We start from the raw sequence: 25,543 nt of genomic DNA on the forward strand, positions 1-25,543 counted from the left end.
GCGGGTTGTAGCCCCTTGTGTGGGCTGCAACCCGCGTTTTCTTGTTTTGTTTTTGACCCTGCCCTAGTCAGAACCGACGTACACGCAATATTACACTCACTCATTTGACACCCGTGCCGGATAGCAAAGCGCATCCGCTTCTTCGCTAATTCCAGTCCTAAAAGATCATCCGCCCTGGTCCTCCAGTATTTTGGTCGCAGTTTCGAAGCGGGTTTGGACCTGGCCTCTATCAGTTATCAATAAGGCGTCCTTGGTTAAATCGCCCAAGGACGCCTTATTTGGTGATGGAGAAGTAGTTAGCTTTCTGTGACGCTGTTCAAACGCGATTCCAGTACCTCTAAAAGCTCTTTGAAATGTTGTTCAGAGATGATCGGAATCCTGTATTCACGCGCCTTCTTGGCCTTACTGCTGAACGAATTCACATCGGCGGCAACCGCCAGAATAGTGGCTTTAGCAACACCAGCCACGTGCAGTCCGGCAGCGCGCGCACGTTGTTCCCATTCTGACCTCGGCAACAATAATGTCTGTCCAGTAATCGCGATACGATCGCCCACCTCAAGACGAAGCGCACTTACAGCTTCTGCCGAGTCCCCAATTAATGCGGGATCATAGATCAATTCTTCAACGATATGATCTTCAATATGCAATGCTTGAGCCGCTTTTCTTAGATTGGCTTCTTCGTCTTCACTCAAAATCCGATCAGAGAGCATTACTCGAACCAGTTTGCGCAAATACTGAATGTGTAGAGCGTGAACATCGGCGAAACTCAGCCCCAGCTCTTGGGCAGCAGAAATTAGCTGTTGTCGCTCGAGCAAAGATATTTCGAAATCAAGCATGACGAAGTCCAATAGTTGCATGTATTCATCAGTAACTGGATCTTCTGATGCCGGCATCTCACGCAGGGCTTCTTGAATCCAGTTTTCGTCAGAAACTTTTACACCTTCGCGAGCAACTTTTGGTGTATTGCGAGGTTTGAGCTCGCTCCGCACGATTACTGGAGATCCCAATTGCGAAAGTGTTGGACGTTCATTCCAGAAGTGAGTAAACAGTTTGGCCGTAGCTGTGGCATCAGAAAGCGCAGCATGCCAGCGATCATTCTGAATTCCCACCATCTCCAAGCATGCTCCCAGATTCCGTGACGGTAAGTCGAGAATGTCCTGTGCTAGCTTAAGCGTGCAAATAAAGTCTTCTTCTAAACCAACTATTTCAATTCCAACACGTTCAAATTCGGCAGCCAACATACGCGTATCAAATCTGGCATTATGAGCAACGATGATCTTGCCGTTGAGTAAAGCTGCGAGGTCGTCTGCTACTTCAGCGAAACGAGGAGCTAACGCTACATCAGTGGAACTAATACCATGGATTTGGCTGTTTGAAATGCCACGATCAGGATTAACTAGAGTCGTCCATTTGTCTACTATTTCGCCACCAGAATCCAGCATAACTGCCGCGATTTCAATCACACGGTCGTGACGGCTGAATCCTGTTGTTTCGAGGTCCAAAACTACAAACTTAGTTTCCTCAGTAACCTGGTTTTCTGGCGTTGATGTCTCAATAACGGTGCCCACATTCTTAGGCTCATCAAACAGGAAATCTATAACCTCCTGGAAGTGAAACTTCGTTTTACTTGATAGACGCTTAAAACCAAAGATTTTCATTGTATCTCGGATGATTTCTTCTTTCAGACCATCATCTGAATCCTCGGCAAGCTCTGCGAAAAGCGGAAGAGCTCGCATTGCGTTGGCTAGCTCCACAATCGAAACATCGGTAGCGTTCCGATCACCGCTCGGCACACGGTAAGAACTCCATGTGTGTCGGTCGATTCCACGGGGCCAAACAAACGGTACGCGCGAGCTGCCCTCAGGCACAAGCATGTCCTCTGGAACCAGCGAAACTGCTTGCGCATCGACTAGTTTGTTTCCCTTTTGGCGTCCGAAAGCCTGAAGGATGTGAATCCGCAGTTTATCCAAAGAAATTGGTCCGTATTGTCCTACGGATTGAACGATAATATTTTGCAGCTCTTGTTTCCGTTGCGGATTGAAAGGTGATTCGAGTTCGTCTCGCTCGCCCAATGCCGGAAGTTCGAATGGAACGTATTTCACACTCGTTGGGATGTGTTGGCTTCCTTCTTCCCATGGATTTTCTAAATCGGGAGTTTTCGAATGCACATCAGCATTTTCGCCTGCCCCGAAAGGATCTATTGCTCTTTCCTTTGTCGTAGTTGCTACACCAAGGTCAAAATTAGCAGGAGGCAGTAGCTGTTCTTCCAGTTCATATATGGAAGAATTGAAATTGATGTCAAGGTCTTCGATGGAATCCTCTTCTGCCTTTTTCCTAGCGGATTCGTGAAGCTCGTCAGCAATACGTTGTGCGACCAGTTGTTTCTGCTCACGCTCATTCTGGTCCCATTTTTCGATTACGCTTCTGGCATCACCCAAGTTCTTCTCGATCCTGCTGATTACCGATTCTGGATCGGAAATCCATTCTGGTAGCCATACCCGGATAGTGGATGCCCATTTCATGAGCGGGCCCAGAAGTTCAGGGGTGAGATCTCGATCAGAAACCGTAGGCATAGCCGCCCACCGTGGCCCATCAAGAAGCACACATCCATGCCAGCGGCTGTCGCCTTCCGGACGGATTACGAGATCGAGTGTGAAGGAGGACATTCCATAGTCAGTGGCGACAATCCACCCGCGTTCACGCAGTCGCGCGGCGATATCATCTCGGACATGGTTTGTCTCGATGTGGACGCTGCGGCGTGGTGAGGATTCCAAGCCCTTGTTGTCCTGATTTCTACTCGCCAGCTCTAGGTAGCCACGCAGATCAGCAGTACCTTTGGAATTTGTACGAGAAAGATCGATGTCTGTTGGGTCAAAGCTACAGAAAATGACCACAGATTTACGCGCACGGGTAATGGCAACATTAAGACGCTTTTCGCCTCCATTATTTGATAATGGACCGAAATTCAGCGGTAAAGCTCCTCCTTCTTCTTTCTTGGAGAAAGCCACCGAGAACAAGATTGTATCGCGTTCGTCACCCTGAACATTTTCCAGGTTTTTGACAAAGATCGATTCGACGCCGCTTTCAAGACCTCTTATAACGAGCGGATCCTTGCAGTCTTCCAGCAAGTCTAGGATGAGATTTCGCTGTTGAATGTTAAAGGTCACAATGCCCAACGATTCTTCGGCGGTGGCAGGATCATTTAACCGACGACACACCTCAGCGACAATCGCTTCTGCTTCTATGAGGTTCGTACGGAGATACTTTCCTCTTTCTCGACAAAATTGTCCGCTAACCCTACGGAAGGTTACGCCTTGAGCCCCACCCATCTTAGGAGATGGGAGGCTCGCGAGTTTTCCTTCGTAATATCTCTCGTTGGAAAACGCAATGAGCGATTCATCATGCGATCGATAATGCCAGGTTAACGATAATCGAGGCAGCCCAGACTCTACGGCTTCGGTAAGAATAGACTCCAAATCATCCACATTTGGACCTAATTCCTCACTTTGCGGCTGGTTTTCTAAATCTTCAAGATCATCGAAAGACTGGGGACCTGCCTTTCCAAATCGAGTTGGCGGCATTTGCTTAGAGTCACCCACGATAACCGCACTAGTACCGCGCCCCAGAGCGCCCATCGCTTGGTCAACAGTAACCTGGGAGGCCTCATCAAAAACGACCACGTCAAATTGAACCGCACCCGGCGCGACATAGGTCGCCAGCGATGCCGGGCTCACAAGGAAACATGGCGCAACGGTGGTAATTTCAGAAGGATATTCGCTCAGCAACGACCGGAATGACCGTGCGTTACGACGAGCGTCCAGCAACCTCCGCAATTGGGCAACATTTCCCGTTAATCTTCCCGCCTTATAAGGCCGTTTGGACAAAAGACGTGCAGGCAGCGCAAGTTTCACTTCTTCCTGAACATCATTAATTGCCGCTTGCAGTTTTTCAAGTTGCAGCATCTTTTCTGCCGGGTCAAATGACTCTAATCCTGCATGCTCAAGCCGCTCATGCACGCTCGCAGTCGCTAAACCTCGTGCTATTGCAAGTTGAGAATCCTCTGGCTTGAAGTGGCCGGATACTGCTTGTTCAATTAGTTTCTCACAGTGCGCTTCTTTAAGAACTAATGCTGCTTGTTGGAACTGCGCAGCTAGTCGCAATTGAGAAAAAGGCTTTGATGAAAACACCTCGTTCCACGATTCGAAAAAACTTTCAAGTTGTTCTTTTCCAGAGGAGGATCGCGCCCATTCGTGTGGCGCATCAATAAGGTTGCACCATTGTTCCCACGCGTTCTCCGTGTTTTCAAGTTTCTGAGGCAATTGCGCCAACTGGTCTCGATCCATACCAAATAAGACGGGCCAGCTTTCAGCACATTCAAACTGGAACTGTAGCTTTTTTGTCCGGTCTATAAGTTGATGCTCAAGCGTGGAATCGAAGGGGGTACCCGTCTGGAATTGCTTCGCCCATAGGGATTCCTGCACTTTGCGCATTAATGTTTCAGCTGCCTGGCGCAGCGGAACAAGCGCTGGCAACAAAGACATAACCCGTTGCGGGGAATAAGCGCCATTAAGGTCAAGCATAGGTACAGTAGGATCCGGCAATGCCGCTCTCAACGCCGCTTCGTAAGCCCGCAGGCGTTTACCCCTACCAAAGATTCCACTGGTTGCTCCCTGTGCTGCTTCAACGATGGGATTGATGTCCCCACTAGTGACGAACGCAAGAGAGAATTCTTTCAAAAACGGTGCAGCTTGCCGGGAAATGGCTGATGCCTCATGTGCTAGATTTTCTAGCTCCTGAATGCCGAAACGTACTTTAGATAGCTGTACTAAATCTAGCCTGTCGTACAGAGGAATAGTGCATATTGTATCCACCGCTGTTTGGAGGTCTTCTGTTTCGATAACCTCTTGCCATGATGGGTACTCACATAAATCTCGATAAGAATCCGCCAGCGTATTCCATGCGGATTTGAATTCAGATTCTTCAGTGTTGAGGAAATTCACCCCAAGGAATTCGTATCCGCTTAGTAGTTGCGGATCAAGCGATTTGGAAAGACGAATGCACTGTTCAAACGCGTCTTCTAACCGCTCGGCAGTACATACTGGTTCCTTAACGTAGCTCGGAGAAACTTCAGCAACTGGCCCCTGACCTAACCCGGCCAAAGTGAGCGTCGCAGTCCACAGAGATTGATCTACTCCGTTAGGAGTATGAACAACACCAGGGTAGGAAATGAACGGCCTTAGTCGATCAGCAAGCTTTGCCATGAGTGCGTTCCAACGATGTTCGTCGTAGTGTATATCGGCGTCAATCGTTTCTTTTAACTGTTGCCTGATACTAGCTGGACTTTGATCTTTGCCGTGTAGATCCAGTGTAAATGGAGCTAAGCCAACTGCTTTGAGTCTCTTCTTCACTACCTCCAACGCAGCCTGTTTTTCTGCGACGAAAAGAACGGTCTTGCCTTTTTCGAGACAATGAGCAATTAGATTGGTAATTGTTTGGGATTTTCCGGTACCAGGAGGGCCCTCAAGAACGAAACTACGCCCCTCCCCTGCAGCAATAATAGCTTGTAGCTGGGCACCATCAGCGGGAATTGGCAGGGCTATAGTTTCCTCAGCAACTTTGATATCACGAATATCTGTTATGTCATTATTCGCTACAGCGGGGTCAATAAAGGAGGTACCCGGATTGTGCGCAATATGATGGAATACGGGACTTGACTCAAATTCCTGCCAATGATTTTCTAGATCTTTCCACATGCCGTATGTAGAAAATTTAGTAATTAATATATGAGCTGATTCAGACACTGTATAGTGCAGATTTGCTTCGACCAGGTATCTGGAAATCTCAGTTATGGCATGGTTGATATCTAAGCCTGAGGAATCCAACTTTGGCTCCGATAAGGCAGGGATCGTCAGCCCATGGGTGTTCTTTAACCACTCAACCAAACAGTAGTTAGGGCTAGCCTCGGTTGCAGAATCAACTTCAAACGTGAAATGTGCATTGCCCTTAGCTTTTTTCAATCTAATGGGAACTAGGAAAAGTGGAGCAAGCTTAATATCACCGTTACGCTCATAAATGAAAGTCCCTAATCCAAGGTAGAGATTCGCCGCACCAGTTTCTTCCAGCAGCGTTCGAGTTGTCCGAATTAACCGGTTGAGATAAGTTTTATAACTCCGTTCTGTTTGATCAATAAACACCCGTTTTGAATCAATCAATGCTTCCATAAGGAAAGAATCCGGCAGCATTTTCACGCTTTGTATGCCACGAAGCTTATTATTGTCACTGACTTCATCAAGCGCATACAACGACAGTGACGTCCCTGCATGAATGAGATCATCAAGCTCGCTTAACATTCCCGGCCGAAGCATCACTGGGAGGACCTCCGGCCCAGGACGCAGGTTGAGAAGTCGGTTATTCAGCGATAAATCAAGAAGTTCCCGTTTCCAGTTTAGAATCCTCGTCGGTACCGTATTGTCGGCAACGATTCGTTGGTGTTCACCGTTTTCGGATTCTCTAAATGGCATCAGATCTTTGACTTTGATTTGGCCAATGCTAGAAAAATTAGGCTTTCCACCCGTACTTGAGCCTTGCGGTGGACTCGTAGTTTCCGATACAGAAATTAGCTCTTGACTTGCCAATTTCTTCAACGGTAATGGACGAATGCCGTCCCGACGCGCGTCCTTAACGCTGACGAGTCCGAACCCAGGAGCGTCTTCCATGATCGCCTGAGCTTTTGCCACAGCGCTTGCAAAAGTCGATTCCTTATCGGTGGCTGCGACGATGTCAACCGGAATAAACTCACCGGACAAAATTAAGTTTCGGATTTCCAGCGAGTTGTAGATCACGGGTTCAGATCGGGATTTTTCTGTAGCGAAAATACCCGTCATAGCATGTCCTTGAATCAACAGAATACCGGGATTTAGCCCAGCTTGTTCCACCAAAGCACTATAAGCGAGGGCTAAATCAATGCATGTACCTGTCTGAAACTCAAAAACGCGGGAACTGGAACGAATTTTCTGACCAGTATTTTCAAAAGAAGCTGGCGGTTCGGAATAGAAAAGGCCAGCGTTTTTCATAGTTTCGTACGCTGCCGCAGCGATCTGTACGGCTCTGTCGCCGCCACGTTGATACCCTTCAATGGCTGAGTTACCAGTTGCTTCAGCTAGTGTTTTTGACGTTTCGGCTAATAACCGCTCGATTTCCGGCGAGTTAGGTTGGATAAAAGCCGCAAGTGATTCGTAATAGAGAGCCGAATTAAACCATTCGTCGGCAGCAAGAATCCGGAATTCACCAACAGCTGTTTTGCTGTCATATTGCCCGTCGACTCGTAAATCAATCCTAATTTTCAAAGATCCATCAACAGATTCGTTATAGTGGGCTACTTTTCCTGTCTCGACTTGAGATACACGGGTTACATCAAGCTGGATTGGGCGAGCATTCTTGCTCAGCGGAGGAACGCTTATTGTGATTGGGTCAAATAGGTTCTTCCCTTCAACCTCTGCTTGGATGACAACCTCACAACCTGAAAAAGCGAAATCATCTTCAGCTTCGGAACTTACCTCACACTGAATAAAGTGAACCACTGGGATGCGATTGTGAGCCAAAGCCAAGTTGGTCGCGTTGAGATACAGAATATCAATGGTGACCGAGTTATCAATTTCAATACTGACAGAATCAAAAAGAGATGTTTTCCGCGTCATGCGAACCAATTCACTTTCGTTGCCATAAATAAAATCCAAATTATTGCCAAATAGATTTTAAGATAGACATCAGTAAATCGATAGAATTTTAGAAAAAGGGGGAACCTATATCCCCCCGACACTGTTAAGCTCCAAATCGCAACGCAATACAGGGTCAAGCATGATGGACAACAACCGGGAAATATAAAACAATGCGGTGTCCTAAAACGAGAGCATGCTCCGATTTCAATCAACGAATCTAAACGCACAATATTAAGCAGCCCCGAAATTCGAACATCAGAAGTTTTGCTTTCATCCCCACCCCAATACCACATTGAGTGAAACCTCTGTTGGATATACTTTTGACCATGCCACCGTTTGGTTTTTCTCGCGATCTTGTAGTTCCGGAAGGGTTTAGCGCCATGGACGAGATAGCCTTTTATTTGATTATGATTGGCGTTTTCATTATTTATATTGCGGCGGTGTCGTGGGGGCACAGAAAGAAAAAAGAAAAGAAGAAGTACTCCGACCCGTTGGCGTTTGTGGCTAACGCTGGCCCGTTTAGTCCAGAGTCGCTTGCTCCGGGTGCCATCATTAGTCGTGGCGGTGTTGACTACGTCGTCCGGGGCACTCTTACCTGTAAGCAGGGGCCCTATGTGTGGCATGAGCATCTTATCGATGGCGGTGGTAAACCTGGTTGGTTTGAGGTCGAGGTCGATGAGGGGCAGTTGAATTTGGTTCTGTGGCATACCGAGCGTTCGGCGCAGCTTAGGCCGATGGGCACAATTACGTATATGGGGATGGAGTTTCGGGAGACGGAACGCGGTCCTGCATCTTTTACAAGCATTGGCACTACTGGATTACCCGCTAGCGGTGAAATGACTTACGTTGATTACGCTGGGCCGAACGGACGGTTATTGACCTTGGAACAATTTGGCCCTGATGCCCCGTGGGAGGTGTCGCTCGGGGAGATAATCCAGCCGGGCGAGGTGGTCATTTACCCAGCACCGCCGGAAACAGGGAGTTCATAGTGACTGTGTCTGGTTCTTTCATTCGGGATCTCATGATCCCGCCCGCTGATGTTTCCGCGCACGCTTTGGGTGTGCTACTTAATGGCCCGAGTCGGCCGTTGCTGGCTCGGCGTACGGTGGTTACGGGTGATTCGTCGTTAAGCATGGGCATTATTGGCGCCTCGCATATGGTTGATGTTTCCTTACCCATGTCCGATGTCCCGGTTTTTCGGGAGGAGGTGTCGTGCTTGGCGGCCTGTCCATCGAATCTGGCTGCGGTGAAGGTTTCGTGGTGTTCTTCCCCGCAGGTTGTCTTAGGGCTTGAGGACGGAAATCTTAAGTTCCATAGAAGCTTTCCTGCCGGTGATTACTGGTTTTCCATGTCCACTGAGCGTTTCACGAACAAAAGTTTTGACAGCACAGCTGAGAAAGTCGTTGCGGGTTTCAGCCCGGATTGGCTGGTAGGCCGGTTTCCGGGTGAGGGTGAGTTTCACATCACCGCGTTACATGGCCGCTGGCAAGGCGATAGGTGGTTGTGGCTTACTTTTCATCTGTATCCGCAAGAAAGGACAATAGTGCAAACTGAATCGATGTGGGTACCACCATCCCAGGTATTAGACGGGGCTTCGTAACGGCTCTAGTTAGGAATTCTATAGAGGGATCGCAATGACCTATAAACATTGGATTGCCGTAGGGGTTTTGCTGATTATCATCGGGATTGCTTTCGGCGTGTATGGCGCAAAGGCGGAGGCTGAGGGGCCTGTGTGGTATATCGAGAAGCACTGTACCAAGCAGGGGCAGGAGGGGCCTGCTGAGGTGTATAACTGCTCTAAACGTGCTGCTGACTTTTGGTTCGATTTTCACCGTACTGGGCAGGTTGAAGAATCAACCCATGACAGTGGAACCGGAACTTATTATTTTCGTTTTAAGAAGTACCTAGTCAGTGTCAAAGACAATACTGATGGTACGGCTAAGGCCAGCATTGAAGATCATTCCCGGCTGCGTAGTGGGCATTTCGTGTACTTGGGTCCGGGTTTTGGCCCGTCGTCGCCGCGTTCCTCCAGTGGTGGTTCTTCCGGTTCGGGTGGTGGCGTGAAGTAGCTCAATTAGCTTTTTAACCGCATTATCCTAAGCATGTGTAACCAAGGAGTGACCGTGATTACAGTAAGTACTTTCGCAGCAACGCCGACATTAGATTCTACCTCGACCTATGTTTTAGCCATTGATGTGCATGCTGCCAGTTTTCCGTCAGGAGTGATCTCTACAATCGCCTATTTCGCGCTAGCTTTAGCAATCTTTATTCTTGGTTTCAAAGTCCAAGATTGGTTAACCCCCGGGCACTTTCGGAAGCAGATTTTCATTGATAATTTGCCCAATGCATGTGTTCTCGCCGCCAGTCAGGCCATTGCGTTGGGGATAGTGATTGCTACTGCGATTGCATTGTCGCCGGATGAGATCGGCCCTGGTTTGTTGTTTACGCTTGTGTATTCGCTGGTGGGGTTGTTGCTGCAAACAGTGTTTTTGGTTTTGTTGGAGTTGTTCACCCCGAATCGACTGCGCGATATTTTCGAAGATACAAAATTACGCCCCAGCGCCTTGGTCGGTGGTGTTTTCCTTATCATGGTCGGTGCTATTAACGCGGCATGTCTGCTCTAGTTATGCAGCCAGCTATGTCTCCAGCGCGTCGTTTCCTCTTGTTGCTCTCCGTCGCGATTTGCGCTGCTTCGGGTTTGGTGTACGAATTGGCACTAATCTCGTTGTCTGCGGTGCTTGCGGGTGGATCGATTGTGGAGACGTCCCTTATTGTTTCCGGCTTCGTCGCCGCGTTGGGGCTGGGCGCTTTGGCAGCAAAACCTCTGCTTAACCGTCCAGAAATTTCGTTTTTGCTAGTGGAAACACTCCTCGGTCTGGTTGGTGGGTTAAGCGCGTTGCTGCTGTATTGGGTTTTTGCTTCCATTGGTGGTTCCGTTGCGGTGTTGGGCGTGGCAACATTGGTTATTGGGATGTTGGTGGGGGCTGAATTGCCGCTTCTGATGACGTTGTTTCAGCGCGGCAAGCTTGTCGACGCCGCCACGTCCGGCTCGGTTCTTGCTACCTTAAACGCGGCGGATTACCTGGGCGCGTTGTTAGGTGGGTTGGCTTGGCCGTTTATTCTGCTTCCGGGTTTGGGGTTGGTGCGCGGCACCCTTGCTGCGGGATTGTTGAATATCGGTGCGGCGATGGTCATCGCGGTGATTGTGTTGCGCCGTGATCTACCCCGCCGCCAGTTTTTCTCGGTGACGGTTGGGCTCACGACGGTGCTGGCGGTGTTGTTGGGCGTTTTCGTTTTTAGTGCTGGCCTGGTCACCACCGCCCGCCAGCGGTTGTACCAATTTCCGATTGTGTATTTCCATCAGAGTGCTTACCAAGAAATTGTTGTCACGGAATTGGGTAAGGATCGTAGGTTATATCTCAATGGTGGGCTGCAGTATTCAACCCGGGATGAGTACCGCTATACGGAAGCATTAACGTATCCGGTGATTGCTGCGGATACGTCCCAGGTGTTGGTGGTTGGTGGCGGCGATGGTTTGGTTGCCCGGGAATTGTTGAAGTTTCCGCAGGTTAAAGCTATCACTCAGGTGGAGTTGGATTCTGATATGGTTACCGCCGCCAATACTGTGCTGCGTGAAGATAACGGCGGTGCGTTGACTGATCCTCGAGTTACTGTGCTGATTGAGGATGCATTTTCCTGGGTTCGTGATTCAGGAAATAATGAGCGTTACGATGCCATCATCGTCGACCTTCCTGATCCCGATAATGAAATCATTGGCCGGTTGTACACGGAAGAGTTCTATTCCATGCTGCGGGCACGGTTACGGGACGGCGGCAAAATGACCGTGCAATCGGGTAGTGCTTTTACCACACCTGATGTCTTTTCCAGGGTGTATTCCACCCTTTATGCTGCTGGTTGCCCAGTGGTTTTGCCCTACCATGTGCACGTTCCCACATTCGGGGATTGGGGGTTTAATCAGTGCGCACCACGAAACGCCACACTGACAATGCCCGAGTCCATCTCACCTCCACCCAGGTTTCTCAACAAAGAGGTTCTGGCTGCCGCTGGGGTTTTCGGCGCTGATAATCTGCCTCGTAGGATTGAGCCGAACACGTTAGATCACCAATATATAGTTGCAGACCGCAGGCGTGGGTACCGGCAGGCCGGCGAATAAGTGAGTTGGTTGTTCCAGGATTCACCTATGCCGTGTGGCATTTCCCACATATGGATATAAAACCCCTTGTCACTTCACGCTTTCGCCACCCCTATCTAAGGTTAGGCAACACATTACCCTTGTGTTATGTGCTTAGCCCGACTGATAATTACTAAAGCTAGACTAACCAATTCACTATTGTGGAGCAGGCCTTACTAATTATTTAGCCGACGGTTATGTGCGCTCCACCGAGGAGGTTGCATCTCATGGCGACACTACCGAAAATTACAACCACTACTACTGCCCCTGAGCATTTTGCATTGTCGGCCGTTCCTATTGGCAACCAGTGCGTAATTAGTGATTTCATGGGCCCAATGATTACTGAACCCATGCGCAGACGCCTGGCTGAGCTGGGATTACGCCCGGGAATCGTTGTATTGGTAACCCAAAAAACGGCTAATGGTGGCCGCGTTTTGAAGGTTGGCGGCACTCGTTATGCAGTGGATGGACTTACGGCAAAAAGTGTGCATGTAACCACCACGCAATAACTTGTGCGCAATGATTTTCAATGTCATTAACTGCGACACGGCTATCGTCACTATTTCACCTACGTTTGGTAATTCTCATGGCTACTTCAAAAACCCCAACAACATGCCACTGCGAGTCCCATGGGCAGGCAGTGGCTCCGGAAGGCGCCCCCATTATCGCACTCGTCGGGGCGCCCAATGCCGGAAAATCCACCTTATTCAACAGTTTGACCGGCGCTAAAGCCCGAATGGGAAACTGGCCGGGCACCACAGTCGAAGTCAGTCGCGGCGCATGGAAAACCCCGGATGCGGTCTACGACGTTATCGATTTTCCTGGTGCTTACTCATTGGATCCGATGAGTCCTGATGAGGAACTGACGAAACAACTCGTTATCGACTGCGCAGTGGACGAACGCCCAGATCTTGTCATGGTGGCGGTTGATTCGTCGAGTCTATCCCGCAGCTTGTATATGGTTTCCCAGCTGGCCGAACTTGAAAATCGGCTGGTTATCGTTTTGACCAAATCCGATATCGCCAGTACCAACGGCGACAATATTGATGTCGCAGCTTTATCGAAAGCGCTGCGAGCACCAGTGGTAGAGGTCGATCCACGCCACCGCTCCAATGTGCATAGCGTCGCTGCTGTTGTCGCCGAAGAATTACAGCGACCGAAGGCGGTGCGTCGACAAGCAGTTACAACCGATGACGAGTTTGCCCTGGCCGATGATCGATTCGCGTGGATTGAATCAGCCACTGCGGCAGCGCTTACCACGAAAGCCACTATGTCGACGTCTTGGTCGGAGAAGATCGACCGGGTGGCGCTGCACCCGTTTTTTGGCCCAGTGATGTTCTTGGCGACCATGTGGTTGGTTTTCCAAATCACCACCACAGTGGCCGCGCCGTTCCAAGATTTTTTGGATGGACTGTTCACTGGCCCCATCAGTGATTTCGTTCGCGGCGGATTGGAGACACTAGGTCTTAACCACCCACTATTTTCCGGCTTGCTTGTCGACGGCCTCATCGGCGGCGTCGGCATGGTGCTCACATTCGCACCACTCATGGCGTTAATGTTCTTGTGTCTAGCAGTGCTGGAGGATTCTGGATATATGGCCCGTGCAGCGGTGGTCACTGACCGGGTAATGAAAGCCATTGGGCTTCCGGGCAAAGCGTTTATCCCACTGATTGTTGGTTTCGGTTGCAACGTTCCGGCAATCTCGGCGACTCGCGTCCTGGGCCAGCCACGTCAACGGTTGCTTACCGCCTTGCTGATTCCGTTTACCTCGTGTTCGGCCCGGTTGACTGTCTACGTCATGCTGGCCGCAACATTTTTCCCCAATAACGCTGGCACCGTGGTGTTTGTCATGTATTTGATTTCCATCGGCCTAGTTGTTTTGGTCGGTTTCGCGATGAAGCATACGCTATGGCGCCGAATGGGAACCGACCCACTGGTGATCGATCTCCCGGTATACCAGCTTCCCGGCGCACGGTTGGCGTTTTCGGTGATGCGGATTCGGCTTAAAGGTTTCCTTCAAACCGCCGGTGGCATTATCGTCATCACGGTTGCCGTGGTGTTCTTGCTGCAATCGACCCCAACGAGCAGCCAGTATGGTTTCGCAGACGAGAATCTCCCGCCGCAGGAAAGCGCTTACGGTGTCATGTCTGGTGCTGTTGCCCCCATTTTCGCCCCAGCCGGGTTTGGTTCATGGTCGATTACCGGCACTTTGGTTACGGGTTTTGTAGCTAAAGAGGCGGTTATTGCGACCTGGGCGCAGACCTATAACTTGGAAGACCCCAGCGATGCGGAGCCGGAGGAACAGGGGCGTTCCCAATTGGCACAGGCGGTGCGGGAAGATTTCAACACGACTTCGGGTGGGCATCCGTTGGCAGCGGTGTGGGCGTTTATGGTTTTCCTGCTTGCATACACTCCGTGTGTGGCTACGCTTGCCGCTCAACGGCGTGAGATTGGCCTGAAGTGGACGCTGATTGGTGTCGGCCTACAGTTGGCAACAGCGTGGGTGTTGGCGGTTGCAGTATTCAACGTTTTGAAGTTGTGGTTCTAGCATGCGCCCATTATCAGCAGTAGCCGCAGCGATTAGAAACGGGGCGACCACCGCCCCGAGGATAGTCACCGAAACCGGGTTGTCACTGTCGACGGTTGCCGCCGCCTTGGAGCACCTGACGCGAATGGGGTGGATTGTAAACAGCAATGATATGTTGGCCTGCCAGAATTGTTCCATGGGGTGTAAAACCACCTCTGGGCAGTGCGGCCAAGGGCTTACCACGTTGACGTTGGTGGCAACGCCTACTTTTCGACGCGCCACCGATGCGACCGGCTAAGGGTTAGCGGTGCCAGAACTAAAAACCGACAAAATTAAACGCCGTTTAAGTTCGCATTCTATGCTGAGTGCATGGATGTTATGGAATTAAACGGCGGTCGGTTTTATCTGCGCCCGCTGCACGACGACGACCGGATCGACGACCGCCCCGCACTAGCCGCGATCGTCGACGACCCGGAAGATTTTATTGCCACGATGCGGGCGTCGACAAGCGATTATTGCTGGGCGATTTGTGAACAAACCAACGTCGACATGGTGGCATTAGGCCACTACAACCACGACACGAAGACCATCACCACCACTCCTATTGGCGACCCGGCGCGCATCCTCCCCAACGACCCGGTTCTCCCGCCGAAGTCGGTTGCCGACGCGGCTGAGGCTGGGCGCGGAGTCATCGAACGCTGGGTGGCCGTGGCGTTGTAACAAACCATTACCGGGTGGCTTGCTGACCTGTTGGTCGCATCGCGTTGAGGTGTCCCGTTTGGAAGCTTAAGGGTCACCGTGACCTGCGGTTGCGGCAAGCCACCTGCCGTGGAGTTCTTCCCGGATTTCTTGCGGCGCAGAACGCCACAGGTTACAAGCGATGGCGCAGATCCGCGGCACCACGTGGTTATCGGTTCCTCCGATTGTGACCGCATCCATGATCCCCGCGCAGCTATCAGGCTCATTTGCTAAAAGCGAGGTGAGTTGCTGCCGCATGGCGTCTATCTGACAGCTGCCGCCGGTTGCCGCCAACGCGGTAACGAGGCTCCGTACCGCATCGCGCGGCGCGCCGTGTTTGTGCAGCCCATAGGCGAGATACCTGGTGCTAAGACCCCGAATACTCCATAGGCCCAGGCGGTCCGCCTGGTGTTGTGCCCGCTCGGCACGCGATATCGCCTCCGAATAGTCGCCCGCGATGAGCGCACGGTGCGCCTGCAGCAACGTCATCGCGAGTTCATGCAGTTCCGGGCATGTTGGTTTCATCGCTGTTAACGCCGCCTGTAACTTCTCACACAACTGAATGCAGGACGCCGGATCCACTACGCTGCCCATCACGTCACCTTCGGACTCTTCGTGAGACTGTAAAACGCATAATGCGTAGATGAAATCCTCTTTATCGCTGTGCCATTGTGCCAGTAATCTGCCGTTAGGCTGCTGGTTGAGCACATATTCTGCCAGCGCAAAAACTGTAACCGCTTCGCCATCGGCGGCTAAAAACTCAGGATTCACAGGTGTATCCGCTGGGCGCAGTCCGTCTACCAGGTGATAGTTTTTCGGCTGGGATTTTTCGGTTATCATCCCGCTCAACCACGTAGATTTCCCCACTTCAGCCTGCACATTGGCATACACGCCGCGCAGCCGTTCCGCTTCTGATTGACACGTCCCAGCCGATTCGGTGGCATTAGCCTCCTTATGTGCGTCGATACGCTGCGCCAGTCTGTCGCATTCGGCTAAAAGCTCCGGCACTCGGTTTTCCACCAGCCGAATACCGCCGGTATCACCAACCTCGCAGGCAGCAAACCCCAGTTCGAAGTAGACATCCGCCTCGTTCCAATACAGGTCGAAAGCGTTATCAAGCGCACCCGCCTTTTCGTATAACCGCGCCATAAACTCAACGTATTTCCGCAGTCGGGAATAGTCATACACCGCTACAAACCCCGACATAACGTCGAGATACCACAATCGACTGCCGTAATGTATTCCGGCTGCGCTTGATAAGATGCCATGAGCATTCGTGCCAGCTCATAGGCGATGGGCGTTGTTAGCACGGACCGATCATCACACAACGTCACCAGAAGACCTGAATCAAGGCCAGATCCGGGCGGTTTGTCGATCGTGGTGGTACCGGCGACCACCCCGGATAAGTGTCCCGCCGTGACAACTGCGGCGTCGGTTACGTTGGCCGCACCAACGAGAATCGCATTCCCACCAACCGTGGCGTCGCCGCTTACCTGCGCGTTCCCGCATACCAGGGCGCCGTCTAATACTCGGGCATTGTCAAATACCTGGGCATCATTTTCCACCGAAGCCATCCCCGCCACCTGTGCATACCCATACACCCGGGCGCGACCGCTTACCGTGGCGGTCCCAGCTACCTGCGCCTCGCCGAATACTTCGGCCTCATCCGCCACCCACGCGTCGTCTGCAATTCGCGGCATACCGTTAGTGGTATGAGTTGAGCTCACCCAACCACCGGCATCGCCTGCGGAAACTGATTGCTCTGGGATATCGGTGGTAGCCCGTATCCGATACAGGGGCACCCCAAAACTATTCGTGGTCGTGTCTTCGGTGAGCTCGAACCGCAATGTTGTCATACTGTGCCCCACTTATCGCTCGGTGCGTCGCATCAATAATAATCACAGTCGTGCCGCGCTGCGCGTCGAAAAGCTAAAGCATTTTCCCGGCTCTGACAGCCAACACTGTCAAAATAACTGTAAGCGGGATAGAGACGAGGTGCGCGGCATCTAGCACCACATCCACAACCAGCCACCACCAGGAGCCAGAATCCTTCGATTGTCGCTTGTCGACGATTTTCAGCCCAGGAACCTGCCATGGTTTCGCTATCGATGACACCTACACAGTGCATGAAAATAATCAGAGGAATTAATAGAAAAACCCAGATTTTAGCCCCTCTTCTACATTACGATCAGTAGTAACCCAAAACGACGATCTTCGATGTGGCGAAAACTTTTCGCATCGGTACGTGCAGGTTTTCATTAGGCCACAAAACCGGGAAGTAGGAGTGGTATGAAACCGCACGTTAAAGCAGCCTTTTGTCTCATCATCAGCGCAGTGGGTCTCACTGCATGCGTTCTACCGTTGCCGCCTGCACGCATGATAGCGCGCACAAGCCCAACCGCAAGCATCGAAGTAAGCAGTCAGGCGGCCCCCATTCCCACCTCCACCCCAGATAATGACCCCTTTGGGAAAACGGCCATTTGGGGGTTTCCAACCGATGTTGAAGGTTGGCGTCTCCAAATATTCGACCAAGAAGGCGTAAACCTCATCGAAAATTCCCGTGGCTGCCAGTATTCCACTACCCAAGGCATCTTTGACCTCACTGCCGGAACACCAGCACCAGACCATATCGAAACGAGATACATGGCGGAAAACCGGATAGCTAGCTTCCAACGACAAATGACTAGTGCTAAGGGGACGTTCCACAAATCCAGCGAAGTCAGCGGCCCAGGATCGCAACCCATCGAAATGCTACGAGTGGACATTGATTACGTCGGAGTCAATCACCGCAACTATCGCTCCACGGCATGGGTACGGGCGTTTACCCGCGACGATCCGCCGAGCGCCATGACAGTCAACTACGCGTGCCCCGTCGAAGCTTATTCAGAGCAGGAGCTGAAAGAGCTGTTAGACTCCACCTGGCTTATCAATGTAACCACACCGGAACTGGGCGATTAATGCCGCCATTACCGGGCCAATTCCCACTCGCGGAGGAGTTCAATGACCTCCGCGCGCAGATCGCCTACATCAGGCTGATTGCTCTTTAAAAACTTCGCCCCGGTGGTGCTGTGGTGTTTTCCGGTTTCTGCTTCGGTCACGGTGATGAGCGAACCGCGGTCGCGCAGCTTCGCCACCGTGACCAGGCGGCCGTCGTCAAGCGGGCCGAAAAAGGCGTAGTCGCTGGAGTCATAAAAATCTGCGTCGGCAATGATGTCCGAAATATTGATGTGCACCACCGGATGCACGCAGGATCGACCACGCAATTCGCCGTCACCGCCGATATGGCAGATTGCGGCAACCGTCGTGTCCCCGGCCAGTGTGACTCGTCCACTAATCACGCTGGAGCCCGTCACCTGCGCATTATCCTTGACCACCGCGTAGTGCTCCACGATCGCCTGATCCGCCAATAAAGCATTATCGCGCAGGATAGCTTCGTCGGCTACCCAGGCGTTAGTAAGGCGCGGCCGCCCGCTGTCGGTAAAAAGAGAGCTGACCCAGCCGCCCAGATCGCCGACCGTAACTCCTAGCTCTTCCAGATCTTTGGTCGCCCGAATCCGGAATACGGTCGTGCCATCAGCAAGTTCTTTGGTTTCGTCGGTCAATTCAAAGCACAAGTCCGCCACCGGTTCCGCTTGTCGACGAATCTGCTCGGTGGCGACATCAATAACCGGCTGGTATTCCTCGGTAACTTCGGTATCGCATTCGACCGCGATCTCATCGCCAACGCAGCGATACACCGTGGCGAGGTTATCGGTGTGCCCAATCGGACCGAAGCTGAAGCAATGCCACGAACTGGTGATCTCTGCGTTCCCGGTCACCGTCGCATGGGTGGGCACCGCTGCGGTGATGTGGGCGGTACCTCCGATCGTCGAAAAGCGAATTTTCGCTTGACCAGCAATAACCGCGTCCTCGGAAATCAAACTATCGGCGCCTACCACCGCGTTTCCCGAAACTTTGGCGGAGCCAGTGACATAGGAACGGCTCACGGTAGCGGCACCGGTAACCACTGCGTGGTCGTTGATGGTGCCAGACGAAATAACCGCCCGGCCACTCACCGTGGCGTTACCTTCGACCACGCCGAGCACCTGGGCCGAACCTTTAACAGTGGCGCTGTCCCCGATCCGCGCCTCCCCTTGCACTAGACAGCTGCCCTTCACCGTGGCATCGTCTTTGACCTGGGCGTCGTCCTGCACCCGGGCGCGGCCCTTGACCCTGGCGGTGCCGTAAATCTGGGCGCGGTCACTCACCCGGGCATGCCCAGTCACCCGCGCTTGACCGAAAACCTCAGCATCACCTTCCACCCAGGCGTTTTTACCAATGCGCGGTTTCCCGGACTCGGTGTGGGTGCTGCTGACCCAACCGCCGAGGTCGCCCGCAGCGACGAACCGCGCCGGTATGTCCTCGGTCGCGCGTATCCGATAGAGCGTTTCCCCGAAATTATTGGTGGTGGTGTCCTCGGTCAATTCAAACCGAATGCGCGACATGTGATTTGCTCCTTTTAGGTGGCTGTTCGGCGTTATCTCAAGTGTAGCCCCAGGACTGATTGTCATAGGCGGTATCGCATAAATACGCCATGCCGGAACGGGCCCGGGGTGTTGTTGGCCACGACCAGCTACGTTGATGCATTATTGACCAGTTAGCGCAGGTCTTCCCACAGTTTCATGCATATTTCTTGGTACTGAACGCGGCGATCGTAGCGCTTAGGCCATTCCCCCATAGCTTCGATGTACTGGGAATAAACGGAAATCGCTCCTGGAATATCACCGAATTCGATGTGCAATTCCGCCGCCGTGACATATAAGTGAGCCGCCAACTGATATTGCAAAAGACAACTCATGCAATACGCTTGGGCGGTTACACAATCGGTGACCATATCGGGAAACCGCTGGCCAGAAAATTCATGGCGGCGCAGCTCAACCCATAAAAGCCATTCCCAGAGTGTCAGGATCGCTGGCACGTCCCCAGGATGCATCCGGTCCTCGGCGCATTCCTGGAGTGCATAAGCCAGATTCCGCAACCCGGTAGCCATAAACTCCAACGCCGACGGGTCCGACGGGGCTTGATGCAGCCGCACCACCGCGCGGTCGACGTAGTACCGGGCGCAGCCGAAAGCAGCAGCGTCGTCGTAGTGCTGGAAGCATTCCTGGGCAAAAGCCAACGCCGCAAAGACGACATCGTCGGCGCCACTGTTTACCGCCGCAGCCGCAGCTTGTAATCCCGGCCTCCTCGCTTCGCCCGGTATGCACGAGGGCGCGGGCGTACAACAGTTTCAGCGAAGTAAGCTCGGCCAGCTGTGGCGCATCGGCTAAGAACTTTTCGGCAATACTGCAGAGTTCGGCCCACTGTTGATTCTCGCTAAGCTGGGTAGCTTTCGCCAGAACATCGGCGATGGCCGGTTCGGTGACGCTGGCTGCGGCATGTTCTGGTGCGCCACCAGACCAAATGTCGTCTACCAAGCTCGGGCGGTGCACCGCGTCGACCAAAGCTACACAGTATTGTTCGATTCCCATCCGGTACCTTTCGTGCTTATCGACGCCACCCCGCCCAGCCCGCTACCACGAGCTGTTACCTGCGACGGTGGGGCGTCGACAAGCACAAAGGAGAACCCCTATGCGGAATCCTCCTTCCTTAGGACACCTGTCGGTGCTTTTAGAACTCAATGTCGTCGGCGATGCCGCCGCCGAACTCCTTGCGCAGATCTTCCGTGATTTCTTCCTGACGGCGCTGCACAATCGACATGACCTGGGTCATGTGGCGCGGATCGGACATCCAGCGAGTACCAGCGGCGCTAGCCTCCGCCATGGTCACGCCGTAGTGCTCTTGAACGTAGCCGTCCGCATCTTCGCCAAATTCACCAACGGCGAGCATCGCGGCATATACCTCGCAGAAGAAATCCCGATCGGAATTCAGCTTCTCGGCATTCGAACCAGATGTCGTGCCGCCGGCACCGTCACCGGAGAGAACTGGGTGCGGCTCGTGCATCAACGTGGTGTACTGCATGCCCACCGACATGGGGTAATCGGTGATGCGCTGCAACCAGCCAGCAGCCGCCTCATCCCACTGGGGACGTTCCACGCCTAAGCGTTCCGCGATGGTGTTAGCCGAGGTGCCGCCGTGCATGAGAGCAGAAGCCGCAACATAGTCGTGCAGCGTAATACCCGCGATCGGCTGCAATTCCGGCGCGGAGGTATCAACGCTGGCAAACATTTGAGTATAAGCCTGGAATTCCGCTTCCTGGCCAGTGAAAACCATGTTCTCGTCGAAGCCTGCGGACTCATCCTCCGGCTGGCTCTGGGCGATCTCGGCATGCCGCTCCCACAAGGCATCGTTGTAGGTGCCATCGATGATCGCCGCAGCCAACGGATCGTTTGGGCGACCAACTTGCCGCACGATTTCCGTCAACGCGTCGGCGATAATTTTCGGCCCCTCACGCCGCAATTGGATCAGACCGTCACCGAAGCTTCCCATGATGTTGACGTACGTCACGTCCGCCATGTTGGTACCAGCAGGTTCGAGCACCGTATGCGGCGCTGTGCGGTACTTCGCCACCGCGTCCTGAACAATCTGGTTAAACCGTGCAGAAGCCAACTCCGGCGATAGCTCGAACGTATGCCGCAGTTTCTTCATCTCAAGGTTAACGACCGCAATCGCCAGGTGTCCCACGTGGAACCCCTCGCCACTGTCGATCATTTCTTGCAACTCTTGGGCCCGCTCTTCGCAGCGCTGCGCGACGATCCGGTCAATTTCTTCTTCGGAATAGTTGCTGATGCCAGCCTTGGCCGCGACGTTTTGCACCATCGCGGTAGCGTCGCTTGGCTTCTTTCCGAACATGCCAAGAAGTTTGTCAAACATTCTGTAATGCCTTTTCTATGACGATAAGGTTTTAGAAATCTGGGCTGTCCTGTGCCTTATCGGCGTATTCTTCCCACAAATCCTCATCGTAGGTGCCGTTAAGAATGGCGGCGGCTAACCCATCGCCTGGGCGCGCGAACTCGCGAACCAGCTCTTCCAAAAGCGGAACCATTACTTTGTCGCGTTCTTTCTTCAAGATGATTAAACCGTCACCCATGTTACCCATGATGTTGACATACGTTACATCAGGCTCGTAGGTACCAGCTGGCTCCAAGGTGGTGCGCGGCGCCTTGCGTATTTTCTGCACGATTTCCTTAGCGAGCTCATTACGCCGCGCCTCGGTTTCCTGTGGATTTGCCTCATGCAGGACCCGGTAACGGATCATTTCTATGTTAAGAATAAGGCTGGCGATGTGCCCCACCGGGGTGTCCTCATCAGCCATTGCCTCATTGAGTTCCTCCACCCGATGCGCGCTGCGCTGTTGGAAGACCTTCTCAATTTCCTCGGGGGTGGAGTTCTGGTTGACCGTTGGGGTCTTGTTGATGCCAAGTAGGGCAAGAAGTTTTTCAAGCATGGAAAATATCCTTAATTTATGAGTTCAACGTTATGGCAGCCACCCGCATCGAACGAGTGACTGCGGTTTTTAAAGGCCGTTATAGCTTTCGCGTTGCGGGCTTTGCTGAGCAATGGCAGCGTATTGTTCCCACACCTCATTGTTGTAGGTATTGGCCAGCACTGCCTCAGCCAATCCGTCACCAGGGCGGGCCAACGCACGAACAATGTCCTCCAGGAGCGCAGCAATCAGGGTGTCGTTGTCCTGACGCAGCAGGATAAGGCCATCGCCGAAACCGCCGATCACATTGACGTAGCTCACGTCCGGGATCAAGGTTCCCGCTGGTTCGAGATCCGTGTGGGCCTTTTGTGTCGCTTCCACCACCGCGCTGGTGATGAACTGGTGGCGCTTTTGTTCCGCGTATTCCGGCAGGATTTCGTGCATCACGCGGTACTGCGCCAGCAAGTAGTTGACGTGGCGAACCAGTATTTCGCCGTGGTACAGGTTGTGCTTGAGCACGAGATCATCAAGCTCCTTTTCAAGGTGCTTGGTGCGGGAATCCGCCAGGTCCTCCGCCAGCCGCGGCAATGACTGCATCGCTTCGGTCGGGGTGAACGTCGTTTGGGTTTCGCACCCTAAGCAGGTGAGGTACTGCGATGTGTAGTACATCTTGTCCACGGGAACCGGCGCGCCACATTGGGAACAGGTGAAGCTGTTTTTCAGCTGTTCGTAGTCCCGCAATGCTTGCTGGTACATCTGCTCGGCTTCGTCGCCGCAGCCGTCGTCGAAAAGGTGATCCGTGTAGGTTTCCAACCACGTCAAAAACGCGTCGACGCGCTGCTCGCTTCGCTTGTACTCAGCATCGACTGCATCGTTGTCGGTGTCTTCGAACTTCTCGAAATGCTGCGCAAAGGTGCGTTCCGCTTTAGTGCCCACGGCCATGATTTGCCGAATCACGGCGGCGGTAAATACCCCGAAAGACTGTTTACCCTCGTCGGATTGATCCGCCCGCATCTCTGCAGCTTCTTTTTTAGAATCCTCACCGAATTCTTGGCAGCGTTGCTTCAGCTTGGGTAGGAACACATCGAGACGATCCCGCAGGGCGAGAATCTCTTGTAGTTCATTGGTCATGAAAGCTCCTTGAATAATGAAAGCCGTCGCAGATTAGATGTCAGCTGTAATGAATACATATCCACAGTAGCGGCACTCTTTGACACCATGATCCAGCGCGCGCCCGGCACCACAACCTGGGCAGATTCGCGCTTTGGCACCTGCGGTTTCTTTTTCAAACTCGACTGAAGATTTCTTCGATTCCTGCGATTTCTTACGCAGCCGTTCCGCGAATGAGCTTGCCATTGCTTAAAGCTCCTCTAGGATGGCAGCGCGTTTAGCGGCATACTCTTGCTCGGTGATGAGATCCGCTTCAAACATCTTTTTCAGTTTGGCGAGTTTCTCCATCGGATCTACCGCTGCCGCAGGCTGGTAAGCCGGTGGTTGCTGAGCTGGTGGCTGTTGCTGCTGCATAGCCTGCATTGCCTGCTGGGCCTGCAACTGCGCCAATTGTGATTGCGCTTGTGCTTGTGCCTGTGCCGCCTGGGTGTTCATTTCCCCAACCAAAAGCCCCATCGCGATACCTTCTTGGGCACCGGCGCCTACGGTATTGCGGGCATCGGCGGTTGCAAGCGCGGTATTGAACCGCTGGAACTTGTCCATGTCGCCGATCATGTTCATACCGGTGACCTTGTCGTAGTACTCGTTAACCTCGTCTGGCAATGTGACCGAGACGATGGAGAATTGGGTTACCGAGACACCAAGATCCTCAAAGTACGGCGCGATTACTGGCTGTAGCCGGGCGTTGACCGAGCTCAGGTTCGCAGCAAAGTCCATGACACTAATGCCAGAGGTTGCCATGATCTCGCCGAACTTGGCGGCAATATAGTCGCGCAATTGCACCTCAATGTCGCGCACGCACAGCACCGGGAAGGAACCGGCGTACTCCCGGAAGAACTTCGCCGGGTCGCTGATGCGGACGTTATAGGAGCCGAATGCGCGGACCCGAACCTGTCCGAACTTCGGATCGGCCATCATCACCGGCGCTGGGGTACCCCACTTGAGGTCGACGAATTGACGTGTGACCATGTAGAACACGTCGTAGACGTTTGGTGAGGCGAAGCCGTATTTCCAGCCTTTAAGCTGGTCTAAGATCGGGACGTTTTCGCTGGGAAGGGTGTGCCGACCAGGGCCGTAGACTTCACTCGCTACGCCGTGGGACAGAATCAGTGCTGCCTGATTCTCCCGGACGATAACTTGCGCACCTTTTTTAATTTGACCCTGATGTGGCGGCCATTGCCACATCACCAATTGGGGGTCTGGGTCAACACACTCGATAATGTCTATCCACGGGAGAGCCACTGGTCACCTTTCACGCTGCTGAAAAAATGTACGGCGGAGACTGCCTGCGCAAAACGTTAGCACCCACGGCAGACATCAGATGACGAAATCCGATTCGCGATAACCCAAAACTTATAAACGACAAAGATTTTTAATTGCATTGACTTTGCATAACCGTTGCATAAAGCCCCCTGCTCGACCCTGTCGATAAATATTACCCAACGTTAACCATCGAAGTACGTGCGCCACCAAACCCATTCCGCCCCACCGCGCCACCAGCCGTCGACACGCCAAGTACACAATCTTTTATTACTATTTTTTCAGCGTTCCCACCCCCATTGCCGCCCCCATCGTTTTTCCAGCCAACAAAGGCACGACAGCGCCTCAACCGCCACGCACAACCGGACACCATTCCCAGATTTTCGACCGAACCCCTTGACCACTCCCCCGAACCCTACTAATACTAAACTTAGTTCATCATTAAGTTACCCAATCCTAATATAATCAATACGGAAAAAGGCCCGGCACTCACCATGTTCCGGCACACGAAGCGGCCACAGACACCCCGCTTC

General features: G+C 52.6%; 21 protein-coding genes. 10 read left to right on the forward strand and 11 right to left on the reverse strand.

Annotated elements, in window-relative coordinates; genetic code table 11:
- Nucleotides 1-296 precede the first annotated feature (296 nt).
- Nucleotides 297-7,697 carry an exonuclease domain-containing protein gene (locus Q4D85_RS02785; protein ID WP_303198048.1) on the reverse strand — a complete coding sequence of 2,467 codons (7,401 nt, stop codon included), beginning with the start codon at nt 7,695-7,697 and terminating at the stop codon, nt 297-299.
- Between the two features lie 347 nt (nt 7,698-8,044).
- Between Q4D85_RS02785 and Q4D85_RS02790 the strand changes: the two genes are divergently transcribed.
- The 9 genes from Q4D85_RS02790 (at nt 8,045) to Q4D85_RS02830 (ending at nt 15,157) form a co-directional block, all read left to right on the forward strand.
- On the forward strand, nt 8,045-8,707 hold the full coding sequence (locus tag Q4D85_RS02790) for a DUF4178 domain-containing protein (protein WP_303198049.1): 663 nt from the start codon (nt 8,045-8,047) through the stop codon (nt 8,705-8,707).
- Nucleotides 8,707-9,318: a DUF2617 family protein gene (locus Q4D85_RS02795; RefSeq protein WP_303198050.1), complete on the forward strand. Its 612-nt coding sequence runs from the start codon at nt 8,707-8,709 to the stop codon at nt 9,316-9,318. Before Q4D85_RS02790 ends, Q4D85_RS02795 begins: the two co-directional genes overlap by 1 nt.
- Nucleotides 9,319-9,352: 34 nt before the next feature.
- A complete protein-coding gene (locus Q4D85_RS02800) occupies nt 9,353-9,787 on the forward strand; it encodes a DUF4247 domain-containing protein (protein ID WP_052844510.1) in 435 nt (144 codons plus the stop codon).
- Nucleotides 9,788-9,841: 54 nt separating this feature from the next.
- Nucleotides 9,842-10,342, forward strand: coding sequence for a DUF350 domain-containing protein (locus Q4D85_RS02805; RefSeq protein ID WP_303198051.1), 501 nt, complete (start codon nt 9,842-9,844; stop codon nt 10,340-10,342).
- Nucleotides 10,330-11,892 carry a polyamine aminopropyltransferase gene (locus Q4D85_RS02810; protein WP_303198053.1) on the forward strand — a complete coding sequence of 521 codons (1,563 nt, stop codon included), beginning with the start codon at nt 10,330-10,332 and terminating at the stop codon, nt 11,890-11,892. Before Q4D85_RS02805 ends, Q4D85_RS02810 begins: the two co-directional genes overlap by 13 nt.
- A gap of 245 nt (nt 11,893-12,137) precedes the next feature.
- Nucleotides 12,138-12,419: a FeoA family protein gene (locus tag Q4D85_RS02815; protein ID WP_047261339.1), complete on the forward strand. Its 282-nt coding sequence runs from the start codon at nt 12,138-12,140 to the stop codon at nt 12,417-12,419.
- A gap of 77 nt (nt 12,420-12,496) precedes the next feature.
- Nucleotides 12,497-14,458: a ferrous iron transport protein B gene (feoB, locus tag Q4D85_RS02820; protein WP_303198054.1), complete on the forward strand. Its 1,962-nt coding sequence runs from the start codon at nt 12,497-12,499 to the stop codon at nt 14,456-14,458.
- A 1-nt stretch (nt 14,459) separates the two neighbouring features.
- The gene (locus Q4D85_RS02825) at nt 14,460-14,735 is read left to right on the forward strand and encodes a winged helix-turn-helix domain-containing protein (RefSeq protein ID WP_047261337.1); all 276 of its coding nucleotides are present in this window, start codon (nt 14,460-14,462) and stop codon (nt 14,733-14,735) included.
- A 71-nt stretch (nt 14,736-14,806) separates the two neighbouring features.
- Nucleotides 14,807-15,157, forward strand: coding sequence for a hypothetical protein (locus Q4D85_RS02830; protein ID WP_303198056.1), 351 nt, complete (start codon nt 14,807-14,809; stop codon nt 15,155-15,157).
- 66 nt (nt 15,158-15,223) lie between these two features.
- Here the strand turns inward: Q4D85_RS02830 and Q4D85_RS02835 are convergent, their stop codons facing one another.
- From Q4D85_RS02835 to Q4D85_RS02845, 3 genes are all read right to left on the reverse strand, one after another.
- Entirely contained in the window at nt 15,224-16,381 is a 1,158-nt protein-coding gene (locus Q4D85_RS02835; RefSeq protein WP_303198057.1) for a hypothetical protein, read from the reverse strand.
- The gene (locus Q4D85_RS02840) at nt 16,366-17,031 is read right to left on the reverse strand and encodes a hypothetical protein (RefSeq protein ID WP_303198059.1); all 666 of its coding nucleotides are present in this window, start codon (nt 17,029-17,031) and stop codon (nt 16,366-16,368) included. Before Q4D85_RS02840 ends, Q4D85_RS02835 begins: the two co-directional genes overlap by 16 nt.
- A gap of 73 nt (nt 17,032-17,104) precedes the next feature.
- A complete protein-coding gene (locus Q4D85_RS02845; RefSeq protein ID WP_303198060.1) occupies nt 17,105-17,290 on the reverse strand; it encodes a hypothetical protein in 186 nt (61 codons plus the stop codon).
- 174 nt (nt 17,291-17,464) lie between these two features.
- On the opposite strand from Q4D85_RS02845, the gene Q4D85_RS02850 reads away from it, so the two are divergent.
- Nucleotides 17,465-18,133: a hypothetical protein gene (locus Q4D85_RS02850; RefSeq protein ID WP_303198061.1), complete on the forward strand. Its 669-nt coding sequence runs from the start codon at nt 17,465-17,467 to the stop codon at nt 18,131-18,133.
- Nucleotides 18,134-18,141: 8 nt separating this feature from the next.
- Here Q4D85_RS02850 and Q4D85_RS02855 read toward each other — a convergent pair whose 3' ends face one another.
- From Q4D85_RS02855 to Q4D85_RS02885, 7 genes are all read right to left on the reverse strand, one after another.
- Nucleotides 18,142-19,659: a hypothetical protein gene (locus tag Q4D85_RS02855; RefSeq protein ID WP_303198063.1), complete on the reverse strand. Its 1,518-nt coding sequence runs from the start codon at nt 19,657-19,659 to the stop codon at nt 18,142-18,144.
- A 152-nt stretch (nt 19,660-19,811) separates the two neighbouring features.
- The gene (locus Q4D85_RS02860) at nt 19,812-20,333 is read right to left on the reverse strand and encodes a hypothetical protein (RefSeq protein WP_303198065.1); all 522 of its coding nucleotides are present in this window, start codon (nt 20,331-20,333) and stop codon (nt 19,812-19,814) included.
- A 491-nt stretch (nt 20,334-20,824) separates the two neighbouring features.
- On the reverse strand, nt 20,825-22,027 hold the full coding sequence (locus tag Q4D85_RS02865) for a DUF6620 family protein (RefSeq protein WP_303198066.1): 1,203 nt from the start codon (nt 22,025-22,027) through the stop codon (nt 20,825-20,827).
- 31 nt (nt 22,028-22,058) lie between these two features.
- Nucleotides 22,059-22,601, reverse strand: coding sequence for a hypothetical protein (locus Q4D85_RS02870; protein ID WP_303198067.1), 543 nt, complete (start codon nt 22,599-22,601; stop codon nt 22,059-22,061).
- A 69-nt stretch (nt 22,602-22,670) separates the two neighbouring features.
- Nucleotides 22,671-23,711, reverse strand: a complete 1,041-nt coding sequence (locus tag Q4D85_RS02875; protein WP_303198069.1) for a hypothetical protein — start codon at nt 23,709-23,711, stop codon at nt 22,671-22,673.
- Between the two features lie 33 nt (nt 23,712-23,744).
- The gene (locus tag Q4D85_RS02880) at nt 23,745-23,936 is read right to left on the reverse strand and encodes a hypothetical protein (RefSeq protein ID WP_303198070.1); all 192 of its coding nucleotides are present in this window, start codon (nt 23,934-23,936) and stop codon (nt 23,745-23,747) included.
- A 3-nt stretch (nt 23,937-23,939) separates the two neighbouring features.
- On the reverse strand, nt 23,940-24,992 hold the full coding sequence (locus Q4D85_RS02885; RefSeq protein WP_303198071.1) for an SPFH domain-containing protein: 1,053 nt from the start codon (nt 24,990-24,992) through the stop codon (nt 23,940-23,942).
- Nucleotides 24,993-25,543 lie beyond the last annotated feature (551 nt).

This window comes from Corynebacterium sp. (genome assembly GCF_030532965.1).
In the GTDB taxonomy this organism is placed as follows: Bacteria; Actinomycetota; Actinomycetes; order Mycobacteriales; family Mycobacteriaceae; genus Corynebacterium.